This is a genomic window from Peribacillus sp. TH14 (assembly GCF_016651145.1).
Classification (GTDB): domain Bacteria; phylum Bacillota; class Bacilli; order Bacillales; family DSM-1321; genus Peribacillus; species Peribacillus butanolivorans.
Window position 1 is genome coordinate 5,518,167 of the sequence record NZ_JAEKEK010000001.1, and the last position, 24,279, is coordinate 5,542,445.

At 34.7% G+C, this 24,279-nt stretch carries 18 protein-coding genes, 3 pseudogenes and 2 other annotated features; of the genes and pseudogenes, 3 read left to right on the forward strand and 18 right to left on the reverse strand.

Annotated features, from left to right (window positions below; translation table 11 throughout):
• Positions 1–116: 116 nt before the first annotated feature.
• The 4 genes from JFU50_RS26500 to JFU50_RS26515 all read right to left on the reverse strand — a co-directional run bounded on the left by JFU50_RS26500 (position 117) and on the right by JFU50_RS26515 (position 4,196).
• The gene (locus JFU50_RS26500) at positions 117–1,505 is read right to left on the reverse strand and encodes an LLM class flavin-dependent oxidoreductase (protein ID WP_201180946.1); all 1,389 of its coding nucleotides are present in this window, start codon (positions 1,503–1,505) and stop codon (positions 117–119) included.
• A gap of 553 nt (positions 1,506–2,058) precedes the next feature.
• Positions 2,059–2,262 (reverse strand): Fur-regulated basic protein FbpA, encoded by a 204-nt coding sequence (locus tag JFU50_RS26505; RefSeq protein ID WP_053345662.1) that lies wholly within the window; start codon positions 2,260–2,262, stop codon positions 2,059–2,061.
• A gap of 323 nt (positions 2,263–2,585) precedes the next feature.
• The gene (locus tag JFU50_RS26510; RefSeq protein ID WP_201180948.1) at positions 2,586–2,747 is read right to left on the reverse strand and encodes a Fur-regulated basic protein FbpA; all 162 of its coding nucleotides are present in this window, start codon (positions 2,745–2,747) and stop codon (positions 2,586–2,588) included.
• A 624-nt stretch (positions 2,748–3,371) separates the two neighbouring features.
• Complete coding sequence (locus JFU50_RS26515; protein WP_201224840.1) at positions 3,372–4,196, reverse strand: hypothetical protein; 825 nt, start codon at positions 4,194–4,196, stop codon at positions 3,372–3,374.
• A 70-nt stretch (positions 4,197–4,266) separates the two neighbouring features.
• Positions 4,267–4,519, reverse strand: a binding site (T-box leader).
• 526 nt (positions 4,520–5,045) lie between these two features.
• Between JFU50_RS26515 and JFU50_RS26520 the strand changes: the two are divergent.
• Both JFU50_RS26520 and JFU50_RS26525 read left to right on the forward strand, forming a co-directional pair.
• A pseudogene (locus JFU50_RS26520) lies at positions 5,046–5,712 on the forward strand (response regulator transcription factor).
• A gap of 13 nt (positions 5,713–5,725) precedes the next feature.
• Positions 5,726–7,165 (forward strand): sensor histidine kinase, encoded by a 1,440-nt coding sequence (locus tag JFU50_RS26525; protein ID WP_201225198.1) that lies wholly within the window; start codon positions 5,726–5,728, stop codon positions 7,163–7,165.
• A gap of 335 nt (positions 7,166–7,500) precedes the next feature.
• Here the strand turns inward: JFU50_RS26525 and JFU50_RS26530 are convergent, their stop codons facing one another.
• From JFU50_RS26530 to JFU50_RS26555, 6 genes and pseudogenes are all read right to left on the reverse strand, one after another.
• Positions 7,501–7,791, reverse strand: a complete 291-nt coding sequence (locus JFU50_RS26530) for a hypothetical protein (protein ID WP_157443867.1) — start codon at positions 7,789–7,791, stop codon at positions 7,501–7,503.
• Between the two features lie 130 nt (positions 7,792–7,921).
• Positions 7,922–8,599, reverse strand: coding sequence for an ABC transporter ATP-binding protein (locus JFU50_RS26535; RefSeq protein WP_053345656.1), 678 nt, complete (start codon positions 8,597–8,599; stop codon positions 7,922–7,924).
• A 16-nt stretch (positions 8,600–8,615) separates the two neighbouring features.
• Positions 8,616–10,037 (reverse strand): ABC transporter permease, encoded by a 1,422-nt coding sequence (locus JFU50_RS26540; protein WP_201224841.1) that lies wholly within the window; start codon positions 10,035–10,037, stop codon positions 8,616–8,618.
• A 254-nt stretch (positions 10,038–10,291) separates the two neighbouring features.
• Positions 10,292–10,489, reverse strand: a complete 198-nt coding sequence (locus tag JFU50_RS32065) for a DUF3955 domain-containing protein (protein ID WP_377374170.1) — start codon at positions 10,487–10,489, stop codon at positions 10,292–10,294.
• 525 nt (positions 10,490–11,014) lie between these two features.
• Positions 11,015–12,376, reverse strand: coding sequence for a sodium-dependent transporter (locus tag JFU50_RS26550; RefSeq protein WP_098175146.1), 1,362 nt, complete (start codon positions 12,374–12,376; stop codon positions 11,015–11,017).
• Positions 12,377–12,457: 81 nt separating this feature from the next.
• Positions 12,458–12,683, reverse strand: a binding site (T-box leader).
• A gap of 349 nt (positions 12,684–13,032) precedes the next feature.
• A pseudogene (locus JFU50_RS26555) lies at positions 13,033–14,273 on the reverse strand (MFS transporter).
• A 228-nt stretch (positions 14,274–14,501) separates the two neighbouring features.
• On the opposite strand from JFU50_RS26555, the gene JFU50_RS26560 reads away from it, so the two are divergent.
• A complete protein-coding gene (locus JFU50_RS26560) occupies positions 14,502–15,353 on the forward strand; it encodes a LysR family transcriptional regulator (protein WP_201224842.1) in 852 nt (283 codons plus the stop codon).
• A 192-nt stretch (positions 15,354–15,545) separates the two neighbouring features.
• Here the strand turns inward: JFU50_RS26560 and JFU50_RS26565 are convergent.
• From JFU50_RS26565 to JFU50_RS26600, 8 genes and pseudogenes are all read right to left on the reverse strand, one after another.
• Positions 15,546–15,767: pseudogene (locus JFU50_RS26565) on the reverse strand (heterodisulfide reductase-related iron-sulfur binding cluster); the annotation flags it as partial.
• Positions 15,746–15,913: a hypothetical protein gene (locus tag JFU50_RS26570; RefSeq protein WP_207198838.1), complete on the reverse strand. Its 168-nt coding sequence runs from the start codon at positions 15,911–15,913 to the stop codon at positions 15,746–15,748. The gene JFU50_RS26570 and the pseudogene JFU50_RS26565, both read right to left, overlap by 22 nt.
• Positions 15,914–16,166: 253 nt before the next feature.
• Positions 16,167–16,691, reverse strand: coding sequence for a gamma carbonic anhydrase family protein (locus JFU50_RS26575; protein WP_201224843.1), 525 nt, complete (start codon positions 16,689–16,691; stop codon positions 16,167–16,169).
• 41 nt (positions 16,692–16,732) lie between these two features.
• The gene (locus tag JFU50_RS26580; RefSeq protein WP_242489107.1) at positions 16,733–17,905 is read right to left on the reverse strand and encodes a CaiB/BaiF CoA transferase family protein; all 1,173 of its coding nucleotides are present in this window, start codon (positions 17,903–17,905) and stop codon (positions 16,733–16,735) included.
• Between the two features lie 67 nt (positions 17,906–17,972).
• Positions 17,973–18,941 (reverse strand): aminopeptidase, encoded by a 969-nt coding sequence (locus JFU50_RS26585; protein WP_201180960.1) that lies wholly within the window; start codon positions 18,939–18,941, stop codon positions 17,973–17,975.
• A 38-nt stretch (positions 18,942–18,979) separates the two neighbouring features.
• On the reverse strand, positions 18,980–19,744 hold the full coding sequence (locus tag JFU50_RS26590; RefSeq protein ID WP_201224844.1) for an enoyl-CoA hydratase/isomerase family protein: 765 nt from the start codon (positions 19,742–19,744) through the stop codon (positions 18,980–18,982).
• Positions 19,745–19,760: 16 nt separating this feature from the next.
• Entirely contained in the window at positions 19,761–20,882 is a 1,122-nt protein-coding gene (locus JFU50_RS26595) for a 2-keto-3-deoxygluconate permease (protein ID WP_201180964.1), read from the reverse strand.
• Between the two features lie 344 nt (positions 20,883–21,226).
• Positions 21,227–23,011 (reverse strand): sigma-54 interaction domain-containing protein, encoded by a 1,785-nt coding sequence (locus JFU50_RS26600; RefSeq protein ID WP_201180966.1) that lies wholly within the window; start codon positions 23,009–23,011, stop codon positions 21,227–21,229.
• Positions 23,012–24,279: the final 1,268 nt, after the last annotated feature.

Here is a 24,279-nt window from a genome sequence, read left to right on the forward strand (position 1 = left end):
ATAGTATTAAGCTTGCTCATATTACTGTGTAGTTCCTTTCATGACAAAAGCATCAATAACATGCAGTAGGATGACGTTTATCATTTTGTTTAATCAAATACTTTTTATGTAGTAAATCATTTTGAGCTCTCTTGAAGACCAACTTTTCTATATTGGTTCCCTACGTGGTTTTCTGGTAAACGAGCTTTTTTTCCAAATAGCTTTTCTCTGAAAGTCCCTTCTTCATATTCCATTTTCACTAATCCTCTTCGTTGAAGTTCTGGTATGACAAGTTCAACAAAATCTTTAAAAGTTCCTGGTGTTATCGCATATGCAAGATTAAATCCATCGATATCCGTATCCTCAATCCATTCTTCTAGCGTATCAGCAATTTGCTTTGGTGTTCCGATTGCCACGGGACCCATTCCACCTATACCAGCAAAATTCGCCAACTCACGTACTGTCCATTTTTTATTAGTACTTGCTTTTGTCAAACTTTCGAGCATTGATTTAATTGCATTTGTTTCAATATATTCAATTTCTTGCTCAGGATCATATTCAGAGAAATCAACTCCTGACCACCCACTTAGTAAGGAAAGGGCTCCTTCATAACTTATATATTTCGATAACTCTTCATATTTTGCCCATGCCTCTTCTTCTGTTCGTCCCACAATTGGTGTAAGTAATGCGAAAACTTTCACACTTTTTGGATCTCTTCCTTGCAAATTAGCTTGTGCTCTAACATCTTTAACATATAAAGAAATCGCTTCTTTTCCAGGACCAGAAATAAATGTACATTCTGCATGTTTGCCTGCAAATTGTCGGCCTCTTGCAGATCCACCAGCTTGATACAAAACAGGAGTTCTTTGTGGTGAAGGCTCACACAAATGAATGCCTGGCACATCGAAATATTTACCATGATGGTTGATTTCGTGAACTTTTGTTGGATTGGTATAGATTCGCTTCTCTTTATCTTTCACAACTGCATCGTCTTCCCAGCTACCCTCCCACAATTTATAGCAAACTTCTAAATATTCATCGGCTATATTGTATCTTTCCGCATGTTGAAATTTATTACCGATGTCGATATTTTTCGTTCCACTTTCTAAATAGGAAGTAACAATATTCCAAGCAATTCGCCCGTTAGTTAGATGATCCAATGTAGACATTCTTCTTGCAAACGTATATGGGTGTTCAAACGTTGTCGAGCATGTGATTCCAAATCCTAAATGTTTAGTTTCATTAGCCATTGCTGAAACGAGCAGAATTGGATCATTTACCGGAACTTGTGTTGCTTCACGAACTGTAGTTTTTTTATCTCTACCATACACATCATAAATCCCTATTACATCCGCAATAAACAAACCATCGAACCGTCCTTTCTCCAATGTTTGCGCTAACTCCACCCAATATTCAATCTCATTATAGCGATGTGATTGGTCTTCAGGATGTACCCACAAACCTGGTGATTGATGGCCAACACAATTCATATCAAATGCATTTAATAAGATTCTTTTTTTGTTCATTTTTTTGTCTCCTTTTTTCTTACTTTTTGAAAACTGATAATACAATAAATATTTGATAGTAAAAGGTTTAAAAAAACAAAAAACCAGAGACATCTTCTACAAAATCAGAAATTGTCTCCGGTTGACCGGCAAACCATATATTAACTATTCCTATGTTATTACTATGTTTTATATTAGCGGGCATACTTCACGTTGTCAATACACCTTATGCACTTTTCTTCAACTTTTTGCTGCACATATAAAAGGTAATTTCCCCTAAAATCCAACAATATAAAATTAACAACTATAGACATAACTCCGGACAACCATTGAGCAACATGTAAAGGATACATATCAAATAGAACAACAACAAGTACAAGTCCTAATGAACATCCAATCATATATTCTAATAGTAAAATTAGCGAACAAGCTAAATCATTGGTACAGTACTACCATCAAAGAAAATCCGACTTTCCATCGAAAGGACTAATAAAATCTCATTCATTTGGATTGTTCTCTTTATCTTTTGATACAGTTCTTTATTTTTTTTGCCTTTGTTACCCGACAGCTTCATTTAATATTTTTTATTAGTCCAATGTATCGAACCCGTATCACAATGAGGATGACTATCTAATTGAATTCTTTTGTATTCATTTTCTAACTCTTTTAAAGATAAGTTCAACAGTTGTTCCTTATTCTTATATACATTAAAGACAATCAGTTTATTAATTAATTTTCGCCTTATTTCTTCCATATCTTCGCAAATTTTATACCCCATATGACCTTCTCCTTTTCATCGTTTGTAGAATTGTAAAGGATTTAAAAAACCTTCTTCAAGAATGAGAGGTCCGCATTAAACTAGATTGTGGTAGCACGGAATTCTAAAAAAATCTTTGCTAGAAGTTTCAAAGGCCCTTTTCCTTCACCTCTCTGAATAAGTTTTACAAAGTAAATTCATGTAAACAAACAACTCCTAAGAAAAAATACTCCACTAAATTAATTGAAATTCAAAAGGTAGATATCCCATAATCTTTAAAACTAACTAAAATTAGATGATCTTACCCTGGGTTATTATCGGAATACGTTTAATGCTTCAAACGCTCATCTTTTTTTATCACTAATTTTATTATATTCTTCCTGTAAATCAGATAAAGTCATTTCAAATAAATGAGTGTTATTTTTCTTATAAACCCCTTCTTCAATTAACTTGTTTATCAGGAAAACCTTTTTATTATTTAGAGCATTACGTAATAATTTTCCCAAGATGTAGCCTCCTTTTATAATCAAATCATTTCGTTGAATAGTGGTATGTAGCAAAGAATTATATTGTTAATTTTAGTTGTAAAACGCGTTTTCTTCCTGTTCCACCTCCTTCCATACCGTTGATTTCTATAGCCAAAAGAGGCCCTCTGTCCAAGATACACTTCATCTTGAATAGAGAGCCTCTAGTAATCTAGTCAGCACATTTTATTAGTTTGAATATTTAAGTTTATACTAAATTATATTAAACACATATGTCAAGTATGAATTAAATTATATACTCGACTGAACTTATTAATAAATGACTCCGAGACCCCTCCCCTAAGCAAAACGTGTTTCACGGATACTTTTCAGAGTTATGTAATTTTATCAGGGACATCAGGGGAAAAATCTGGCCTTCATAACATAAAACAGTGTCATTTGCTCTGATTTGATAATCCGCAAAAACAATCTTATACTCTTGCCACATATTTGAACACCACCCATAAAGTGCTTTTATACGAAAACACTCAGTAGTGGAGTAAGAGAAGAATTTTTTTTATTTAAAGACCTGTTATAACATACTGTTGATTTTTCACAAAGAAAAAAGGACCATATTAATAAGGTCCCTTGGTAAAACATCTTGATTTAAGCTTGAAGAGCTTTCTGTAATGATTTTTTCATTGCTTCTACAAAGTTCTGACGTGTTTCAACAGATAATTCTAACAAGGAAAGATAGGGATTTAAATCCTCTAATTCAACTAATAAAAGTTCACCTTGTTCATTCCGACAAGCATCAACTCGTTGAATCCCCCAATCAAGATTATTCCATTCAATAAATCGGTTAGCAAAAGTTAAATCTTCTTCAGTAGGCACATAATCTTTTAATTCCCATCTTTGCTCTTTATCTGGTGCATAAAGAGCATACTGAAATTCTTTATCGATAAAATAAAATGAAACCTCATACTCAAAGTTGATAAATGGTTGTACCAATGTGTTTTTTGATTCTGAATCAACTTTATCTCTCAATTCATCTTTCGTGACAAATTCCATACCGATAGAATCTGCACCATCTTTCGGCTTTACAATATACGTTTTTACATTAGGGAGTTTATCTAAAGAATCAAGAGTATCGATAGTTGGAATAACAGGAAATTTAGCATTCGTTAATTCAATTAAATATTCCTTCCCGTTCATATCAGCCATTCCGTTAAATGAATTGTATGTTTTCAAATAACCAGAAACTACTCTATTTCGGAATGCTTGATACTTATCCTTAAAATTCGCTACTGGACCAGCATTTCGAAATACAATTAAGTCAAAATCTTTTTCAAACGTTTCGGTATCTTCAGGATGACAAATGACCACCTGAAAATCTTCTCTAAGCTTCGAAGTAAGGAGCAAATCCTCCTCATAATAATTTCTTCCTTTTGCTTCATAGTATAAATCTGTTACGAATAATAGTGTCTTCATTACACCTTCACCTCTTTACAATTATTTTCATTGATTTAAAAAGGATTAAAAAACAAAAAATCCCGTCTCATTAAGAGACGAGATTTTAACTCGCGGTACCACTCTTGTTTAATAAAATGCTTCGAAAGCACTTTATTACCCTTACAAACGTACAATCATACGTTGTTCCTTGTAACGGAGGAAACCGATAAAGCTTACTAATACATTCGGCTTTACTTCTCAGAGATGATTTTCGGTTATTATCTGGACACTGGCTTCCAGCAAAACACCAGCTCTCTTTGGAACAGAAACTATAACGTACTCTTTCTCTTCATAGAATTTTAAAAATTAGATTATTTTGAATTATTTTATATTAGCCAGCAATTAAAATCAATGGTTATTTGATGAAATTAATTTTCTGCCCCTTTAGCTCGATAAGAAAGGGATCATCAGCGACGACTTATTAAACTCTTGCACCCGTTTGTTTAAAAAGAGAGGGGATTTCTGTACTGGCTTCATCCATCCTTATAATACTGATGAATAACAGAAAAGAAACCTATCCTTTCTATGGTGGTGATGGAGTTAAGAACCAGTTTCTTCATTAATATTTACTAACTTGTTTTGCATTCTCCTATTAACAATTGAGTGCTTTAGTTAAATACGGTGCTGATTTTTTCTACTTTTATTCGACTCTCATCTGAATGATGAGCCATCAACAGCAGCTTTGCATTTAATAAAGAAAGAATTTAGCTGGTAAAAAATAAATATAGTTTTCCTATTAAGTCTCCTTATTTATTCTATGTATAATATCGAATGCTTCTCCACATTAACTCCATATAACACGGTTATAATGATACAAGAGGTGATACCATGAGGAACTATCATATTCTTGTAGTAGAGGATGATCATGAGATTCAGGAATTAATTAAACAATTTTTAATGACACAACACTATACTGTTGAGGTTGCATCAGATGGATTAGAGGGAATGAAACAATATAATAAGCAATCCTTTGATTTAATTCTTTTGGATGTGATGATGCCAAACCTTAACGGATTTGAAGTTGCCAAAATGATTCGAAACCAGTCAAATGTACCAATTATTATGCTAACCGCTTTAGAAGAAGAACAAGATCAAATGAGAGGTTTTGATCTTGGAATCGATGATTATATAACTAAACCTTTTTCTTTTCATGTTTTGATAAGACGAGTCGAAGCAGTACTGAGGAGAAGCTATGATCAAAGTACAGCTAATCATTTAGTTTTTAAAGAAATGCATGTTGATTGTGATGCATATAAAGTATATGTAAATAAAGTTGAAATACCTTTAACAACAAAAGAATTTGAGATGCTTGCAACTACTCCTTCAAAATGAGAAAAAAGTACTCACAAGAGAAAGCATCGTAGAAAAAGTTTGGGGATACGAGTACTACGGAGAAACACGAATTATCGATACACATATTAAAAACATACGAAAAAAATTAGAAATACCCTACATTAAAACAGTAAAGGGAATTGGTTACAAAATCGATGAATAAGATATTAAATATCATGAAGATGAAGAGGATTACCTATAAACTCTTTTTGATTACATCCCTTATTTTGTTAGCCTTTGCAGTTCTGATCTATTTAACTTTATACTTCTTTCTCCCTACATTTTATGAGCAGTATAAAACAGACCAGCTTCAAACAGGAATAGAAGAAATAATTGATAAATCTAAGGATCTTTCTTTTCAAAATGCGATACCACTTTTTGATGAATACGCTCAAAAAAATAATGCAATCATCTACCTTCAAAATAATGAAGGAGCAATAATTTATTCTCCTTTTTTATCTTTTATTCAAGGTAGTGCTCAAGCATTACCAGGTGTAAAATTCGATAATACAAAGCCTTTAAGAAATTCAAATAACCTTTCCAATTCATTTGATGTTGCCATGCCAATCCAATTCCAAGATGGTAACTTAACGCTCGTAGTATCCGCAACATTTCAACCTATTAATGAAGCTTCACAGGTCTTGGTACGTTTCCTTCCTTATATCAGTATCATTGTAGTTGTTATTGGTGTCGGAAGTGCTTATTTATATTCGAGGTTTATTACAAGACCACTCATTTATATTAATAGAGGGGCACAAAAGATGGCGAACTTGGATTTTTCCGAAAAAATTGAGGTTCGTTCCAATGATGAATTAGAGGAATTATCCAATAGTTTAAATGATATGTCACTTAATTTACAACAAACTATGCTTGATTTACAGAAAGCGAATCAGCAATTACAAAGCGACATTGAAAAAGAAAGAGAAATAGAAAAAAAACGCAGGGAATTTTTTTCAATTGTAGCTCATGAATTAAAGACTCCTCTCACTGTTATGAAAGGACACTTAGAAGGAATGATGTATAATATCGGTCCCTATAAAGACCGGGACACATATTTACAAAAAAACTTTCAAACCGTTCAGGATATGGAACAACTTGTTCGTGAGATTCTAGGTATATCCAAATTGGAACAACATACCTTTAAACTAAAATTAGAAGAAGTAAATCTCGCGGAATTAATTAATATAATCACAAAAAATCTCGGTTTTTTTGCTTCTCAAAAAGACATTCAAATAATAAAACAGATTGGTTCTCACCTTTCTGTTTTTACAGATCGTGCTCTTTTAGAAAAAGCCTGTAAAAACATTATTCATAATGGGATTATGTATTCACCGCATGGCGAGAAAGTATATATAAAGCTAACTCAGGATTCAAAACAACACCACATCCAATTTCAAGTCATCAATACGGGTGTAAAAATTAAAGAAGAGGATATACAACATATTTTCAAACCATTTTATCGAATTGAAAAATCAAGAAATCGAAATACTGGGGGGAGTGGCTTAGGGTTATATATTGTAAAGCAAATTTTTGAAGCCCTTTTTATCACGTATTCTATGAATAATACTGAACAGGGTGTACAATTTTTAGTTACCATTCCATTATCCATAAAGTAAACAAAAAGAGTCTGAATCCCATTTCTATAGGATGAAATGAGATTCAGACTTTTATTTAATTTCTATGAATTTACATAATCATAAACACTTATAACTAAATATGAGTGATGTTATGTCTAGTTGAATTAAATTTCCAAATTGTTCATATACTCGAAAAGAAACAAAGTAAATGATTAAATAACCGAAGTACATAGCAAAAAAGATTCTATATTTTAAAATATAGAATCTTTAAGCATGTATTTTTTTACTCATACTCATTCATTGGAGACTGCATTATTTTTACCTTCTGAATATTTCCTAATGCTCTTCTTTCATTTTTGCCTATCTTCTGAACCTTAATAGGGCTTTGCTTCCCCCTTTGTAGAGCCTTCCTCAGACCCTCCTTGATTAGGAGGGGACACGTCTCCCTGATTTGGGGACATGTCTCCCTGATTTGGTCCCATTTCATCTTGATTGGAAGGGAAAAACACCTCTGGATTATCCTGAAATAAATCTTGATAACTATCTTTTTCTTTTTCATTCAATTCTGGATTATCCCCTAAATTCATCAAGTTTGTAAACGAACCAATTAAAAGACCTATTGTTATTAAACCAATGGATGTTGCAATTTTAATCCATACTTTCATCCACATCTTCTCATTCCTTTTTCATGTAGTTGAACATGTTCTCTAATTAAATTTATATTACTTAGTTATATTTCTTTTTTTATCTAACAGTGTTACCGAAACGAGTTGTAACTTCTACTATTTATTTGCCTTACAACTCTTTGATTACTAAATTTCTTTTTTCGAGATACACCGCTTTATCAGATTGTTTAGCCACCTCTTGTGAATGAGTGACGACAATGATACATTTATTTTCTTTATGAGCAAGTTCTTTAAATAACTCGATAATTTCCATGGAAGTTTCTTGATCTAAATTCCCAGTTGGTTCATCAGCAATTAATAAATCTACATTACAAGATAATGCACGAGCAATCGCTACACGCTGTTGCTGACCACCGCTAAGCTGTAATACCTTTCTTTTTGCTTCTCCTTCTGTCAGCCCTACCTTTTCTAATAACTCAAGTGCTTTTGCTTTTTTGTCTTTCACATCGACTCCTGTAATCTCCATCGCAGTGACTACATTTTGAAGAGCAGTCATATACGTAATGAGATTATATGATTGAAAGATAATCGAGACATGTTGGTTTCGATAGGAATCCAAACCTATCTTCCTTATATCTGTTCCTTTATATACTACATTCCCTCTACTTGGGATATCTAATCCACTTGCTAAACTAAGGGTCGTTGTTTTTCCTGATCCCGATGGTCCTAAAATGGTATAAAAGTGTCCGGCTTGAAACGCAAAGTTTACATTATCTAATATAGTGATTTTTTTATTATTGCTTTGATAATGGTAATTCAGATCTTTAAACTGTAAAATAGTGTCCATGTGTATATCCCTCCTATTAATCTTTTAATAAAATTTCTTTTGGTTTCAATCGAAGAATCGATAATGCTGGAATAATGGTTGATACGATTGCGATTAATAGACCTAATCCACCTACTTTCAGCACATCTTGGGATGTTACACTTACATCAATATTATCAATAGGATCCACTTCTTGACCTTGGTCATCATTCATCCCAAACATAATTGTTTGTTCCCTAGGATTATTTTCTTGCTCTTCAGCGGTAATTTCTTTCTGCAATAAACTGTCTCCCATTTTTTGAGACACTGTCCCACCTGTAAATATAGAGAGGCTAAATGCTAGAACTGCTATACATAATACTTCTACTAAGAGTTGGCCAATTAATTTCCCTTTTTTCTCGCCAATCGACAGTAAGATTCCTAGCTCCTTCCGTCGTTCTTTTATGGTCAACATAATGATAAGACCTAAGATAATGGATCCTGTAATTGAAACCAGGTAGATAATCCATTTTGAAGTGGATGCCATGTTCTCAATAGGGCCTATCATTTTTTTATATAAGGCATCATGAGCATCTAGTTTAAAAAGGTCAAAATCAATGTCTGTTTTCTTTCCCTTTGCTTTAAAAGCATCGATATGATTCGGGTCAGTTAAGTAATAAATTGCTTTATCAATTGGCGTGCCATTCATATCCTTGTTTCCTGAAAATTCTTTTAACGATTCGTACGAAACATATATTTTGTTAGATGGATGAAACAACGGTGGTGCTGTTTCCATTTGGCTAGTTATGTTGGATGTCTCATAAATCCCTATTATTTCTAACTTTATTGTCGATTTCCCATCGTCTTTTTTGATTTTTACCTTATCACCAACTTTAAGTTTGTTATGTTCAGCTAACTGTTTTTCAACCAAGGCTACTTTCTTATCTTTGTCTTCTGCTGTTATTTCACGACCCTTAATGATTTCCTCCGTTCCTTCTGTAAATTCTTTCAATAAATCAGAGCTTCTCACGCCGGTAATTGATAGATTTGGCATTTCTCTATCAGGGTTGCCTCCACCAGCTATGGAACCACTCATCACGTCTTCATTTCCTTCAATATTAATGGGAATATAACCATCTGCTAAACCCTGAGTTTCTTTTAGATAGTTGAAATTTTTCACATAGGGTGATTTAGCTAACTTATCTGCTTCCTCTGAAGAAATTTCTGGAAATTGTACTGGCTCATTAGGATTTTCTTCTCTCTGTTTTTCAATATATTTTGGAAGCTTTTCTTGATTTAATCCTAGCGTTACGTCAACTCCCAATTTTTTTCTAGCGAGATCACTCGCTGTGTCTGTGACATTTTGCATGGCGAATCCTGCTAATACTAAATTAGTAACAACTAAAAAAACAGCAAATAAGATAAGGGATTTTCCCTTTCTTGCTCGTACACTTAAAAGTGCGCGTTTGATAAAATTCATTTTTATTACCTCCTTGATATCTCTAATGTACAGGACTAATCTAGAGTCTATATGGAGATATAGAGGAGTTTATATGGAGAAGTGTGGTGTTTTTACCAAACGATAAAAAAGGTTGTTTAGTTACGAAAAAGAACCGACCATTTCCGTGTTCATAAAACAAACTAATTAATAAATAAAATAAAAAAGCCAATTTTATTAACGTACAGGAGATTGGCTTTTTTGATGGAGGGGCTTAAAGACTTATTGATCTAAATCTAAAGCCACAAACAATAATTCGATAATACCACTAAAAACAAAAAGTAACTTAATGGAATAAAGAAGAAAGGCTTAACCAAAGTACCATCCGGAGGAATGGAGAGATAACGGGTATTAAAAGTATACTTTTTGCTAATAACGTCGGTTTGTATCCTATTCCATAGAGGTAAAGGTATAAAGTCCCCGAGTAATTTCATTGATATTGTTTACTTTCTCTATAAAGTGAAAAGTTCTCCTAACTTGCCATTGTAAATAAGATCTTTACTTTGTTAACCAAGCTAATTACGATACTCAGCCTGTCCGTTTGCCTTCAGTTTTCCGTCACCATGGCACACTTTGATAAAAGCTAACCACCATGTCAGACTTACATGAAAAAAGCCAAGGTCAGCGACTATACAAATCGCTGACCTTGGCTTTAATAACTACTATTTAATGTTGTATCTATTCTCTAACTTATTTTAATGCGTAAACTTATCAGTATAAAGTCAAAAAAAGAAAACCATTTTCGAACCTAAATAAAGAGATTGTTTTACTACTTAGTATCCTCTTTTATTACCACTTGGGTCTCCAACGACATTCTGCCCATATCACTTTGGCTTCGCCATACCACATAATTATCCGTTTTTTTATGAAAAAAGTGATGAAGTTAGGCAGAATCTCTGCTAGCTTTCAGCGCTTTTGATTCACTCTTAATAAGCTCTCAAAAAGTGAGTGATTTCATACTAAAAAATCGCAACTATTTTATCAAGTATTCCAGTACTATCAAGAAATACTATGATAATTACTAAAGGAATAATGAACCTCATTATAAAAAACCATATATTAAATGCAGAAGCCCCTAAACGAGAATGCTGTAATAGTTCCTCTCTCAAAGTGCTTTTCTTAATCTTAAGTGGTACGAAAATAGAGATTAAAAACACTCCTAGTGGCATTAATATATTACTAACTAAATAATCAGCTGAATCAAATAAATTTTTCGAGAAGATTAACATATCAGCAAAAACGCTATAGGATAATGCAGAGGGAATTCCTACTGCAAAAATTAAAACACCAATAATAAATGCATATTTTGTTCGCTTCTCCACTTTTCCTTTAATTAGTGATGCGACAATTATTTCTAACATAGAAAAAGCCGAAGTTAATGTGGCAAATAAAAATAATGCTAAAAAACCTAATAAGAAAACTTCTCCAAAAACAATTTGATTAAACACAGCAGGCAGTACAACAAACAACAAACCAGGTCCTTCAGCTGGTTCTAAACCTAGTGAAAATACAGCTGGGAAGATTGCTAATCCTGCTAATAAAGCAATGAATAAATTCATTGTAACGATTGAAATGGCTGGTTGAATTAAGCTTTCTTTTTTTGAAAGATATGAACTATAAGTAACCATTACTGATACGCCGACACTTAAGGAGAAAAACGCTTGACCCATCGCATACAGAATACTTTGAGATGTAATACTCGAGAAATCAGGTGCTAGAAAGAACTTCACACCTTCCATAGCGTTATCGAGTGTTAGTGAGCGAATGATTAGAACAAAAAATAGTAAAAATAAAGCGGGCATCAAAATTTTATTTACTTTTTCAATGCCATTTTGAATCCCCTTTGCTACAACTAAAACGGTAATCGCCAAAAATGCAAATTGAGCTACAATCACCAAGATAGGATTTCCAATCGTCTCGTTAAAGACAGATCCATAATCTGCGCCCTCACTAATTATTCCACCAAATAAACCTTTTGCAAAATAAATAACAATCCAACCACCAATTACACTATAAAAAGACAATAAAAGAAAACAGGTAAATACCCCTAACCTACCAATCCAATGCCAATTACTATTAGGAGCTAAACTGCGATAAGCACTAACTGCTTCCTTTTGTGTACTTCTACCAATAACAAACTCTGCTAATAACAATGGAAAACCTATAAACAAAGAAAATAAAATAAACAGAAGGAAGAATGCGCCTCCTCCGCTTATTCCAGTTACATAAGGAAGCTTCCATATTGCGCCTACTCCTATAGCTGATCCTGCTGCTGATAAAATAAAACCAATCTTCGATGACCATTGCTCTGATGTTTGAATGCTAATCAATCCAATCTATTTTTATTACGTCCTCTACAAAACAAAGTAAAGAACAAAAAAAGCCACGTCTCTATCGTTAACGATAGGGACGTGGCTGTTCACGCGGTACCACCCTAATTGGAAACAATACATGTTTCCCACTTGTTAAAATAACGGTTTAATCCGTTTTATACTACTTTCTCAATGTTGTAGTATAAAAAAGCTCCAAGAATGAAATTCACCTAAGTCTTTGTATCAGTTTGCACCAACCACTGATTCTCTATTAACAGGGAGACCGGCTTAATAATGTTCTTTTCTTCGCTCATTAAATATTTTGAATAATAAACGAAATTATAGTATGATAACATCCGATGGTCAAGCCCTTTTTTCAGAATTTAATATTATTTAACCCCAATTACTCCTCTCAACTCTTTATATACACCACATTACGAGACATTTCCAAAATTCAAATTTATTTTAAAGGTGTACAAACTGTGTACTATGTAGCACTAGTATTTGCTTGAAATTCTCTTTTCCTGGCGTTAACTTTAAAGAAAAAAGAGCAACAGATTGAAGAAGAACAAGTCACATTATTAGAAATAAACCGCTTGATTTTTGGGCAAATAGAAAGAGCATGTTCAATTAAATGATTCTTTTATAAAAAGTTTAAATATTTTCTACCTGTGTCGCTCAAAAATCGCACTTTTGCGATGACCCTTTGACCATTCTATTTTTATTTTTGCTCTGTATAAATTAATCGCTCCTAAAGCTACAGCGATTCCAACAAGATATAATGCTAGCTGATAACTATTCAATATATTTACGACTAAACCGAATAACGAAGGTGCTATAACAATAAATAATTGATTTAATGTCAAAGCTGAACTCACCGTTAAGCCTATATAACGGGGATCCGATTGCTCTGTGACACAAGCAATAAAAATTGAATACCAACCAATTGCTAAAAACCCTAATAGTAAACAGAATAGCAGCATCAATATTTTTATTTCTACATGAATGATTAGTGGCAACATCAATGTAAGAATTACTGTAAAAACCATCACAATAAGCAATAATCTTTCTCTATTATGCTCAAAGAATTGATCACTCATCCATGCGATGACTACCCGCCCAATCATTCCACCTATTAAAACAAGGCTTAAATATTTCCCTGCCTCTGTTAGGGAATAGCTACCTTCTTGATGAACATAACTCATAAAATGTGCAATGATAATCATTTGTAATGACATCATTACAACACCTACAATGTACATCGGATATAATTCTTTATTATTTTTGATAAGATTCATTTTCTCCTTAAAGGACACCGATTTCGATTCTGGAGGACTAGTATTTTCTGGCTCATGATAAAATAATAAAAAGAGTAGACCTCCTATAATTGCTACAACTCCTTGTACAACATGCGCGACTGACAAATTGAAATGATAAAATGTATAGGTTAACATTACAGAGGCTAAAGCCCCTCCTATTGGTATACCGGTCTGTCTTATTCCTAAAGCTAGACCTCTATGTTTGTTGGGAAACCATTTTACGATAGCAGTACTACCACCAGTTTGAGCACTGCCGTACCATATCCCAACCAATAATAATAAAAGCAGCAATACAATATAATTATTAACAAAAACGAGTGTTAATGCTGAGAGCCCTAATAAAATTGTCCCCCATCCAATAATTTGTTTTTCCCCTTTTTTATCCATTAAGTAACCAAACACTAACATTGAAAACATCGGACCAATATTTACAGCTGAAACAATAAAGCCTGTTTGCAATGGTGTTAAGTTCCATTCAATTTGATAGAATGTAGCGATAGGTCCCATGCCATATGTCACAAATGTTGCTTCGCAGTTTGTGATAGTGTAGCCACTAATACGATTAACCATTTATAATATGTATTCATTAATGCCCCTCCAATATCTTGCTATTACATATGTATTCAATCAGTAAAATTCGGCTATGGATATTTATTATAGAGTGAATAGTCTCGTAATCTATTATTAGCTTGTAGCATCATCTCGACTCCTTATTTATTAAGCTAACTAGAGTTTACTCTCCTTACTGAGAAGCGTAAAATGGAGGAAAATGATAGGATCCATAAATTTTTTTTATAGGGTGTGTGACAAACAAAATGAACATCGAAGAAATTACATTAAAAATTGAAATATTAAATCGACAAAATTTAAGTAAATCCGCAGAAATCACAAACTATACTCAATCCGCACTTACTGCTAAAGTGAAAAAAATGGAGTCAGAAATTGGAAAACCCGTTTTTAAACGAACACCCCAAGGATTGAAGATTACTAGCGTAGGTACTCAGTATCAAAACTATCTTCAACTTATTACTCAAGAATATGAAGAATTTTTACAATCCATTGGTGCCTATCAGCTTAACTCTAAAGTGAACTTTGGCACATCACATACAACCTTAAAAATCTACGGAGCCCCCCTCGCCAATATGTTGAATACGAAAGACATTCAATTGGATGTAGACTTCGCAGTAGATTCTAGTAATGCCATAAATCAAAAAGTACACAATTCCGAATTGGATTGTGCACTAATTAGCGAACCTATTAAAAAATACCCCGATTTAGCATACGATATTGTTGCCACTGAAACATTTGAGATTATTTCAAGTAATGATCATATAATCAATTTCGATCAGAAAACACCAATTACATTGCTCGTTTTGAGTAAAGGTTGTATGTATACAAGAGCTGTAGTTGATTGGCTTATGGATAATCAACTACAATATAAATTAAAGGAAATAAAATCTATTAGTAGTATTCAAGATTTTTTACAAATCAGTAATACCATTGCTGTATTAAATACTAAGCTTATTGACTTATACAACTATACAAACATTCACTATTACACTTTAAATTTTGACAATGTCCTTAATACCGTTTTCATTTATAAGAAGAACGAAAGTAAGCAGAACAATATTTTACAATTAAAAAATGTACTTGAGGCGATTTGTTAATTTTCTATTAATAATAGAATGTAAAAATTTTAATAGGAATATCGCATAAAAAAATCCAGTTTGAACAAAGAGTTTTCAAACTGGATAGGATGCAATGGAATTCATTCTCTGCTGACTTCCATTGATCATATACTTGATTAAATTCTTCCATAACAGTGAATAATCGACCAATTAAAGTGCAGATTAAATTTCCTATTTTGTTACTGCTCCTGCTTCAACTAGTAATTCTACAAGATGTAGAGCCCTTATACTTTCCTCTAGACCTTCCCTTTTTATACCCAATTTCATTTGTAACAAGCAACCGGGATTTGTCGTTACGATAATAGAGGCTTTAGTATCCTTTGCTTTTTCCATCTTCAAATCTAAAATATCCATGGATACTTCGTAATTAACTAAATTGTAAATTCCTGCTGATCTATTTTATTCTTCACCTGAATCACCATATCAGGGAGGAACTTACCAAAAGAAGCATTGTAACTATAACTATGTCTATCAGATATACTCGTAAAAATTTGGTTAGAAGGAATGATTTCCTTTACTTCATTCAATTTTAAGTCCATTTTAACTGACTCCATCGATTAACCAATATTTGTAGATACAATTTTCTCTTCTAAATATTCTTTTTTCCTAACTTTTAATCGTTTTACTATTTCTACAAATTTGTTGGTAATTCGGCGGCAACTTCATGATGAACATAGAATAGATTCCTACAGACGCAGGTTTGTAAAACATTATTGACGCCTACTCACTTGCAAAATCCAAATAATTCTTCCCATTTTTGTCCTCTACTATTGAGTCTTAAGCTTTCGTAACTCAAATTTCATCCCTTTCCTTGTAATAATCACGTTTCCAAAGTTCAATATATTCCATCGCATTATGAACATTTTCATTCTTATCTTCTTCCGTTAGCTCCCTAACCACTTTAACAGGAATTCCTATAGCTAGTGCTCCTTCTGGAATAATCCTGCCTGGGGGTACAACTGCTCCAGCTCCTACTTGTGCTCCCTTTCTAACGGTAGCCCCATCTAGAACTTTCGCTCCAATGCCGATCAAAGCCCCATCCTCAATTTTACAGGCATGTAGGATAGCTCCGTGTCCAACAGTTACCATTTTCCCTATATGTAAAGGGAAATCGGGTGTAACATGACAGATACAACCATCTTGTATATTGCTTCCTTCCCCTATTTCAATGAAATTTTTATCATCTCCCCTTAACACGGCTTGTGGCCAGACGCTCACATCTTTTGCAATCCTAACATCTCCAATAATTTGCGCTGACTCATGTATAAAGGTTTCAGAATTAATGGATGGAACTCTTCCTCTTAAACGATGAATCACCAACACCATCCCCCTATCACTCTCGTAATTAATATTAGGTGTTATATATTTAACTCTTTATAAGATTGATCAGATTTTTCTAATCCTAATTCTTTTAAAATTTCCTCTGTATGCTGCCCTAGCAAAGGAGCTGCATTTCTTATTTGACCAGGATTTTTTGATAATTTGATAGGAATACCTAACGCCTTAATTTTTCCAGCAATAGGGTGTTCTAACTCTTCAACCATTCGCCTGGAAATGGTATGTGAATCAGTTAATGATTCTGGATAAGAATTAATTGGGCCGGCAGGTATCCCTACCTCTTCAAACTTCTCCAGCCAATAACTTCTTGGGCGTTTACTTGTTTTTTCTTCAATTAATTGTATGAAAACCTTTAAATGCTTGATCCGTGAAGGATCATCGACAAATCTTTCGTCATTTAGAAATTCGGGTCTTCCTATGATATGACAAAATACAGGCCAATGATGTGGCGTATCTGCTCCTACAGTGAAATAGCCATCACTCGCTTGAAAGGCTTGATAAGGTGCCGACAATCGGTGTCCGCTCCCAGTAGGCTCTGGTGTTTCACCATTAACCCAATATTGCGTGCTTTCCCAAACAGATAAAGCAAGGCCGGTATCAAATAAAGAAGCATCTATAAATTGACCTTCATTTGATTGAACACGTGCATACAAAGCAGATAATATTCCATAGGCAGCGAACAGTGCAACACCCAAATCTGTGATAGGCAACCCACACTTTACTGGGTTTCCGCCTCTTTCTCCGGTCACACTCATGATTCCCGTCATTCCCTGCGCAATTAAGTCATAGCCCCCGCGAGATGAATAAGGTCCATATTGACCAAAACCGGAAATAGAGCAATAAACTAAACGAGGATTAATCTTGTTTAGGGTGTCATAGTCAACACCCAATCGCTTAACTACACCGGGACGATAATTCTCAACTAGTACATCTGCTGTTTCAATCAATTTATAAAATATTTTCTTGTCTTCATCATCTTTCAAATTCAGCGTCATGCTGCGCTTATTTCGATTAATTGCCATAAAAGCAGCACTTTCTCCATCGATGTGAGGTGGCCACCTTCTAGTATTCTCACCAGTGGGTGGTTCAATTTTTATTACATCAGCTCCCATATCGGCTAGTAACATACTGCAATAAGGACCTGCCATTACCTGACTGAGATCTACGATACGGATACCATTCAAAGCACTCATCAAATCAATCCCTTCTATCATTTACTAAATATTTATTAATCTATCAACACAGTATCCTCCATCAAACTCATAAATAAAGTTCATTGTTACGAAGAATAGTTACACCGTCTATTTCCACCATAGCGTCTTTAACAACCATATCGTAATGACCTTTTGCCTTAATTACCCCACCAATATAAGCATTTGTACCTAAAGCAACGTGAATGGTGCCAAACACCCCTTCGTCACTTAACATACTATTTTCTAACTCACATTCCGGGTTCATACCAATTCCAAATTCACCTGCATAATAGATGTTCCCATCTTCATCATTTCGTTCAATTAATATTTTTCTAAACAAATCTGCCTCCTTTCCCCCTGTAATGGAAACAGCCTTCCCAGCCTTAAACTCAACAACCACAGGAGTATCTATAAGACCAACTCCTGGTATACTTCCATCTACTACTAGGACCCCTTCTGCAGATCCTTCAACAGGTGCTATACTGGATTCAATGCAGTGCACAGCAGATATATCCTTGGTATTTGCAAAACCTGTTAATGCTCGCCCTTCCCTTCCTTTAATGGATAGTCGTAAATCCGTTCCTTGAGTAGTCGTTACCCTAACTACATCACCCTTGGTTAATAAATTTGCTACTTGTTCCACTTGGGGTCTAAGTGAAATAAAATCAGCTTGTAAGCCTTTACTCAACAAAATGTTTTCATGGGATTCTGGCAAGACTAAAACTCTAGCACCAGCCGCTTGTGCCTCATGACGAGCATTCGTGTGTGCGATGTTATAAGTAGTTGGAGCAATCACAACATCTACTTCTTTCATAGCTGCGGCAACTGGATCGGGTAGAGCATCACCATGCCCCTTTCTTGGTGGCATGGACATCGTAATCGGTTCAGCACCTAAAGAGCAGGTTACATCTGCCAATGTTTTAGCAATACTTTCTGTTTGAAAATCAGTTAAGATCAACACTTTCTCGCCTTCTACAACTCCTGCCAAAACTTTTATCAACGCATAGGCTCCTGGATACATCATAACTTCATTCATAACTTGTGAATCCTCCTCTTGGTCTATAAATCTCTTTATCATCTTCCTTGGAAAATTGGTATTTGTTTATTAAAAAAAGATTCAATGGCATGTTTATGATCTTGCGTATCCTGGCAAGTAATAAAAGCATCTAACTCAAATGCCATGGCTTCTTGCCAATTTACATCCATTGTTTTTTGAATTGTTTCTTTAGCATTCCTGACTGCAATTGGTGCACGTGAGGCAATCATTTTTGCCCAATCTAAAGCTTCATTCATTAATGTATTATGAGGAACAACTTTGCTAGCCAAACCACGTTGAAATGCTTCATTAGCTAATACGGTTCTCCCAGTTAATATGACTTCCTTTGCATAAGCTTCTCCCATCAACCTTACAAGTCGGGTAGGTCCGACAACTAATCCTACTTTAACTCCTGCTGCACACAGCTTTGCTCGATCGGACATAATTCGAATATCACATGCTAGGATCAGTTCAAATCCCCCACCAAAAGCATATCCATTAACAGCAGCAATCACTGGTTGTGGCATTTCATTAACAACATCATAAATGCGGCAATCTTCTTCGAGAAAGTAGCGTACAGTCTCAGGGGTCAATTCACCTTCTTCATTTAAATCAGCTCCTGCACAGAATGCCCGGTCACCGTCTCCTGTCAAAATAATGACTCGAACATCAGTACGGGACTTTAGATTTTCCATATACGGCACAAATTCTTCACGAAATTCCTTCGTCAAAATATTCATTGGTGGGTTATTTATCGTTATGGTGCAAATCTGGTTTTCAATATTGGGCTTTATCCACTTCATTCGTCCCCTCACCTTTCTAAATTTGCTGATCCACTTCTACCGGCACCTCACTTCGGTTAGAGGAATCTTCTAATCGACCGTCAATCCCTTTGCTTCTCTGGAATTTATCCCAAAAAATCACAGCAATTGGACAAAGAATGGAAGTAGTAATAGTAGAAATAGAAATTTGAATTGTAGCTAGATTAGCTATTTGTTGAAATCTTTGTGCCTCGTCTAATGACATAAGTCCTGCTCCTGCAGCAACAGAAGCAGCAGCTGCTATGGCTGCTGGTGTTCCCACTGCATTCCCTGCGGTTGATGCCTCGGCAACGGGACCAATTGTACTTTTCTCACCAAATATACGATAAACGAGGACTCCTGTTAGAGCAGTAAAAATGACGGTTACAAAACCCAAGACAAGACCGCCCCAAACAGCTTCAGCATTAAAGAAACTCATGAAATTCATTCCTGCTCCTAGACAAAAAGCAAAAAAGGGAACAAGTAACGTTTCACCTGGCTTTAGAAATTCCCTAATGTCCTCATCCAAGTTTCCTAATAACATCCCTAAAGCAATTGGCAACAATACCGCGATGAATGCGATAGCAGGGAAGTTAATTCCTACTATTCCCAATGCCATCATGGTAAAGAATGGACCATCATTTAAGGTCAAAACAGAAATTGCTCCTACATCTGAACGGTTACCATATTGTCCGGTGAGAACGGCATACATTCCTTCATTTCCATTTGTCATTGCAGCAATAATGGCAAGAGTGGATAAGCCAAGCAACCCGTTCATAGGATCAAAAAAGTAACCGAATAGAAGTCCAATTGTTATTCCAGTCAAACACTTACTAGAAGTTAAAAGAATTCCTTTTTTTAAGGCTTTTCCACCCACTCGTAAATTCATCTGACTACCTGCACAGAACAAGAATAAGCCGATAAGTGTCAATGTCCCGTTTTTAAAGAGAGCTTCCGAAAACCCTCCAATTCTCATAAACTCATAAATGCCTTCTTCGACAGGTGTTACTCCTAATGATTTAAGAAACTCCATAACAAGTGGAATATGAAGCTGATCAATCGTATTAAAGAGTGCCCCCAACATGAGTGGAATCACCATAAGCCCCCCCGGTACTTTTTCAATCCTCTGCTTGATCCTCATAACATCACTCCCAAATGGAATTTTCGTAGAAAACGCTTACAATTTCCGAAAGATTATTTCTGTTATGGAAATCGAAAATACATTAGTTTTTTCATAAATCACCCTCACCTTTCATTTTCTCTTTCAACTATTACTAATGCAATTACTGTACCAAGTTGTTAGGAATATCAAAAAAATTAAACAAACCCTTATTCTAGACGAATTTAGCTTTACTTTTCAGAGAATAGTCAGTAGCAGGACCCTTTTCTTTTCGCAAAATGCAAATTAAAAAAGGAGGTTAGCCCTAATAAATCTTAAAAAGGACTAACCTACTACCGATTTCTTCATTAATCGCAAAATGCAAACTACATTTGCATTTTGCGATTAATTTCAAACTTATTGATTTTCCGATATAGAGTCGCAACGTTTATTCCTAAATCCTTCGCAGCCTTCTTCTTTCCATTCAATGTATCACCATGTTTTTTTAAAGATTCGATAATCATTTTTTCTTCCATATCTGCTAAGGTTAACCCTTGGTCTAAAACACTTTGATTAGTTTTGACCCTAACTCTAGTGGGTAAATTTTCTAATGTAATCCAAAAAGATTTTGCCATATTGATAGCGTATTCCACTGTATTTTGTAGCTCTCTAATATTTCCTGGCCAATTATAAGAACATAGACATGCTTCAGCTTCTGGAGTAAAGCCCCTTACTTGCTTTCCTGTAATATTCACATAGTGATTAACAAAATGGTGAAGAAGGACGGCTACATCTCCCACTCGTTCTCTTAATGGAGGAATGTGAAGAGGAATAACATTTAATCGATAAAATAAATCCTCTCTAAACTCTCTATCCTTTACCATTTGCTCTAAGTTTTTATTGGTTGCTGCCAGCACCCTCACATCAATATCTAGAGAAGAATTAGAACCTATCCTTTCAATCCTTCTTTCTTCTAAAACCCGTAAAATTTTAACTTGTAGGTGAAGAGGCATATCACCGATTTCATCCAGAAAAATAGTTCCGCCATTGGCCATCTCAAACTTTCCAGGCTTCCCTTTTTTCCTCGCCCCAGTAAATGCTCCTTCGTTATATCCAAATAATTCACTCTCTAGTAGATGTTCTGGAATTGCAGCACAATTAATCGCCCTAAAGGGTTTGTTTACCCTTTGACTTTCTTGATGCACGGCCCTTGCGAAAAGTTCTTTACCCGTCCCACTTTCCCCCAAAAATATCATGGTGGAGTCAGAGGTTGCTATTTGTTTAGCTATATCTTTCACTTGTAGAATGGCTTTACTTTTCCCTACGATAATGTCAAAGGTTGAATCATCTACCTCTGACGTAATCGAATATGCTAATTTTTGTACATCCTTTAAGTCCTTAAATGAAATAGCAACTCCTATAATACGATCATCATGAACAAGTGGAATAATACTACCGATCACCTGAATCTTTTTATTATGTATTTGAAGTGAAAATTCAATGTCTGAATATCCTTTCGCTGTTGATAAAACTTTCGAAATAGGTAAATCAGGAATGATATCGGATACATTAAGAGTTAGGATTTCATTTCTTTTCATCTGCAGTGTCTTTTCTGCAGAACGATTTAGCTCTAAGATATACCCGTTTTGATCTACTGCGATAATTCCTTCATACATCGATTGTATAGCCACTTGAAGCATTTGAAACATGTGTAAATATTTTCCCAACAACGATTTTGCATTTATTTTACTGCTTATTAAGTCAGCCATTTTCCCAAGGTAATTCGATAAAACAAGGTGCCTTTCTTTAAATTCTGCCTTCTGTTCTTCAGAAAATGCGGTTAAGCTAATCACCCCTACGTTTTTCCCTTCATGTTTCAGAGGAAAGGACACATCTGCTTTTTCAGGGCAGTTTCCATGGAGAATGCAACTTTGACAAACATCATGAAAACCTGGTTCAAAGTTATAAACATGCTTTCCTGTTTTTATCACTTCTTTTATAATATGTCCTCGAACCGGCTCACCCACAACAGCATGATGACCACCTCCTGTAGCAGCAACCACCACTTTATTCTGATCATAAACAATAACTTCCAAATCCAATACAGACTTAATTGCTTCTGCTACCAAATTCACTTCTTCTTGCACTTCAAAAAGGATCGATTTCCCCATCTTCCTCCCCCTATATAGTAAGGCATAGATCCTTAATATTTTTCGTTATATATAATTCTTCTTGTTAAAAGGAATACCTTCTTTTTATAAAATGAGTTTATCAAAAGAAGGTACTATATTGTGCTTTCGAACTCTTATATAAATGGGTGTGAAATGGCCAATTCTCGTTCTTCTGCTATTGCCAATAAAAAATTATAGTGTTCATAATAAACCGTTTCACATTTTTGCTTCAGGAATACGTTAGGACAAAGTAATCTCTTATGCTCTTTTATAAAAAGAGGTCTGGTTCTACAATGTTAAATCATAATCGGATATGTGTAGCAAAAATAACTGAAAGACGAAAAACGATATCTGCATCTATTTGCACTAAGGACTTTTTGAATCGTATTAACTGGATAGGTACGGCCAGATGGTATTATTGCTCGTAGTTGGAAGATTCCCGGCCATTGTTTAGGGTTTATTACATTCTTCTATTTGAAAGGCCATTCAGGGGATGCAAAGAGAATTAATTAATTGCCGAACTAAAGAAGTAAAAAGAAGCTTATAACGAATATTCAGATTGGTTTAATTGCAACGATTCCGCATATCGTCATCCCTTGAAGTTGTTTAATCAGAAATTTAATTCACTCAGACATGAACTGTGAATGATTAACCGAGACACCTAAATGATATCAAAGTTGTTTATAAAACCCGATAAAAAACTGTTTGTCTTGTAAATGTTTGAAAGAAGTTATTTTACCTGTTTTTTTAGGAGGAAGAATTTGAAGAATGTATTACCGCCTTACTATTGTTAGGTCTGGATGCCTGCAACAGTGCCGAAAAGTGGAAGAACTTGAATAAGGGCGCTTCAGATTGCCTGTAGTGAAAAATGCCTCCTGAATAATCTTGCCTTTTAAAAAAACAAAAAAAATATGAAGAATTTACATTTTATGTGAATTCTCCACTTTAAAATCAAGCATTCATATCATTCTATTTTGCAAGCAGGAACTATTTGAGGATTTTCAGTAGTATAATTTCCTTACCCGAATTAATGTCATAAAAGCGATAAAGCAAACAACCCCGAATGAAACCAAAAAACCAAACAGCTCCTTTAAATGATCCGCCAAAAGCGTCTATAACAAAACCTAGAGCTAAAGGAGCAATAAAGCCAGCTACCTGCATCCCTAGATTGACCGATTGACCCCCCTACCGCAGAACCCCCTATTGCTTCTGGTAAGCGTTTTAGTGGCAAGCTAAAAATAATAGTAGATAATGCCGCTGAAAATATA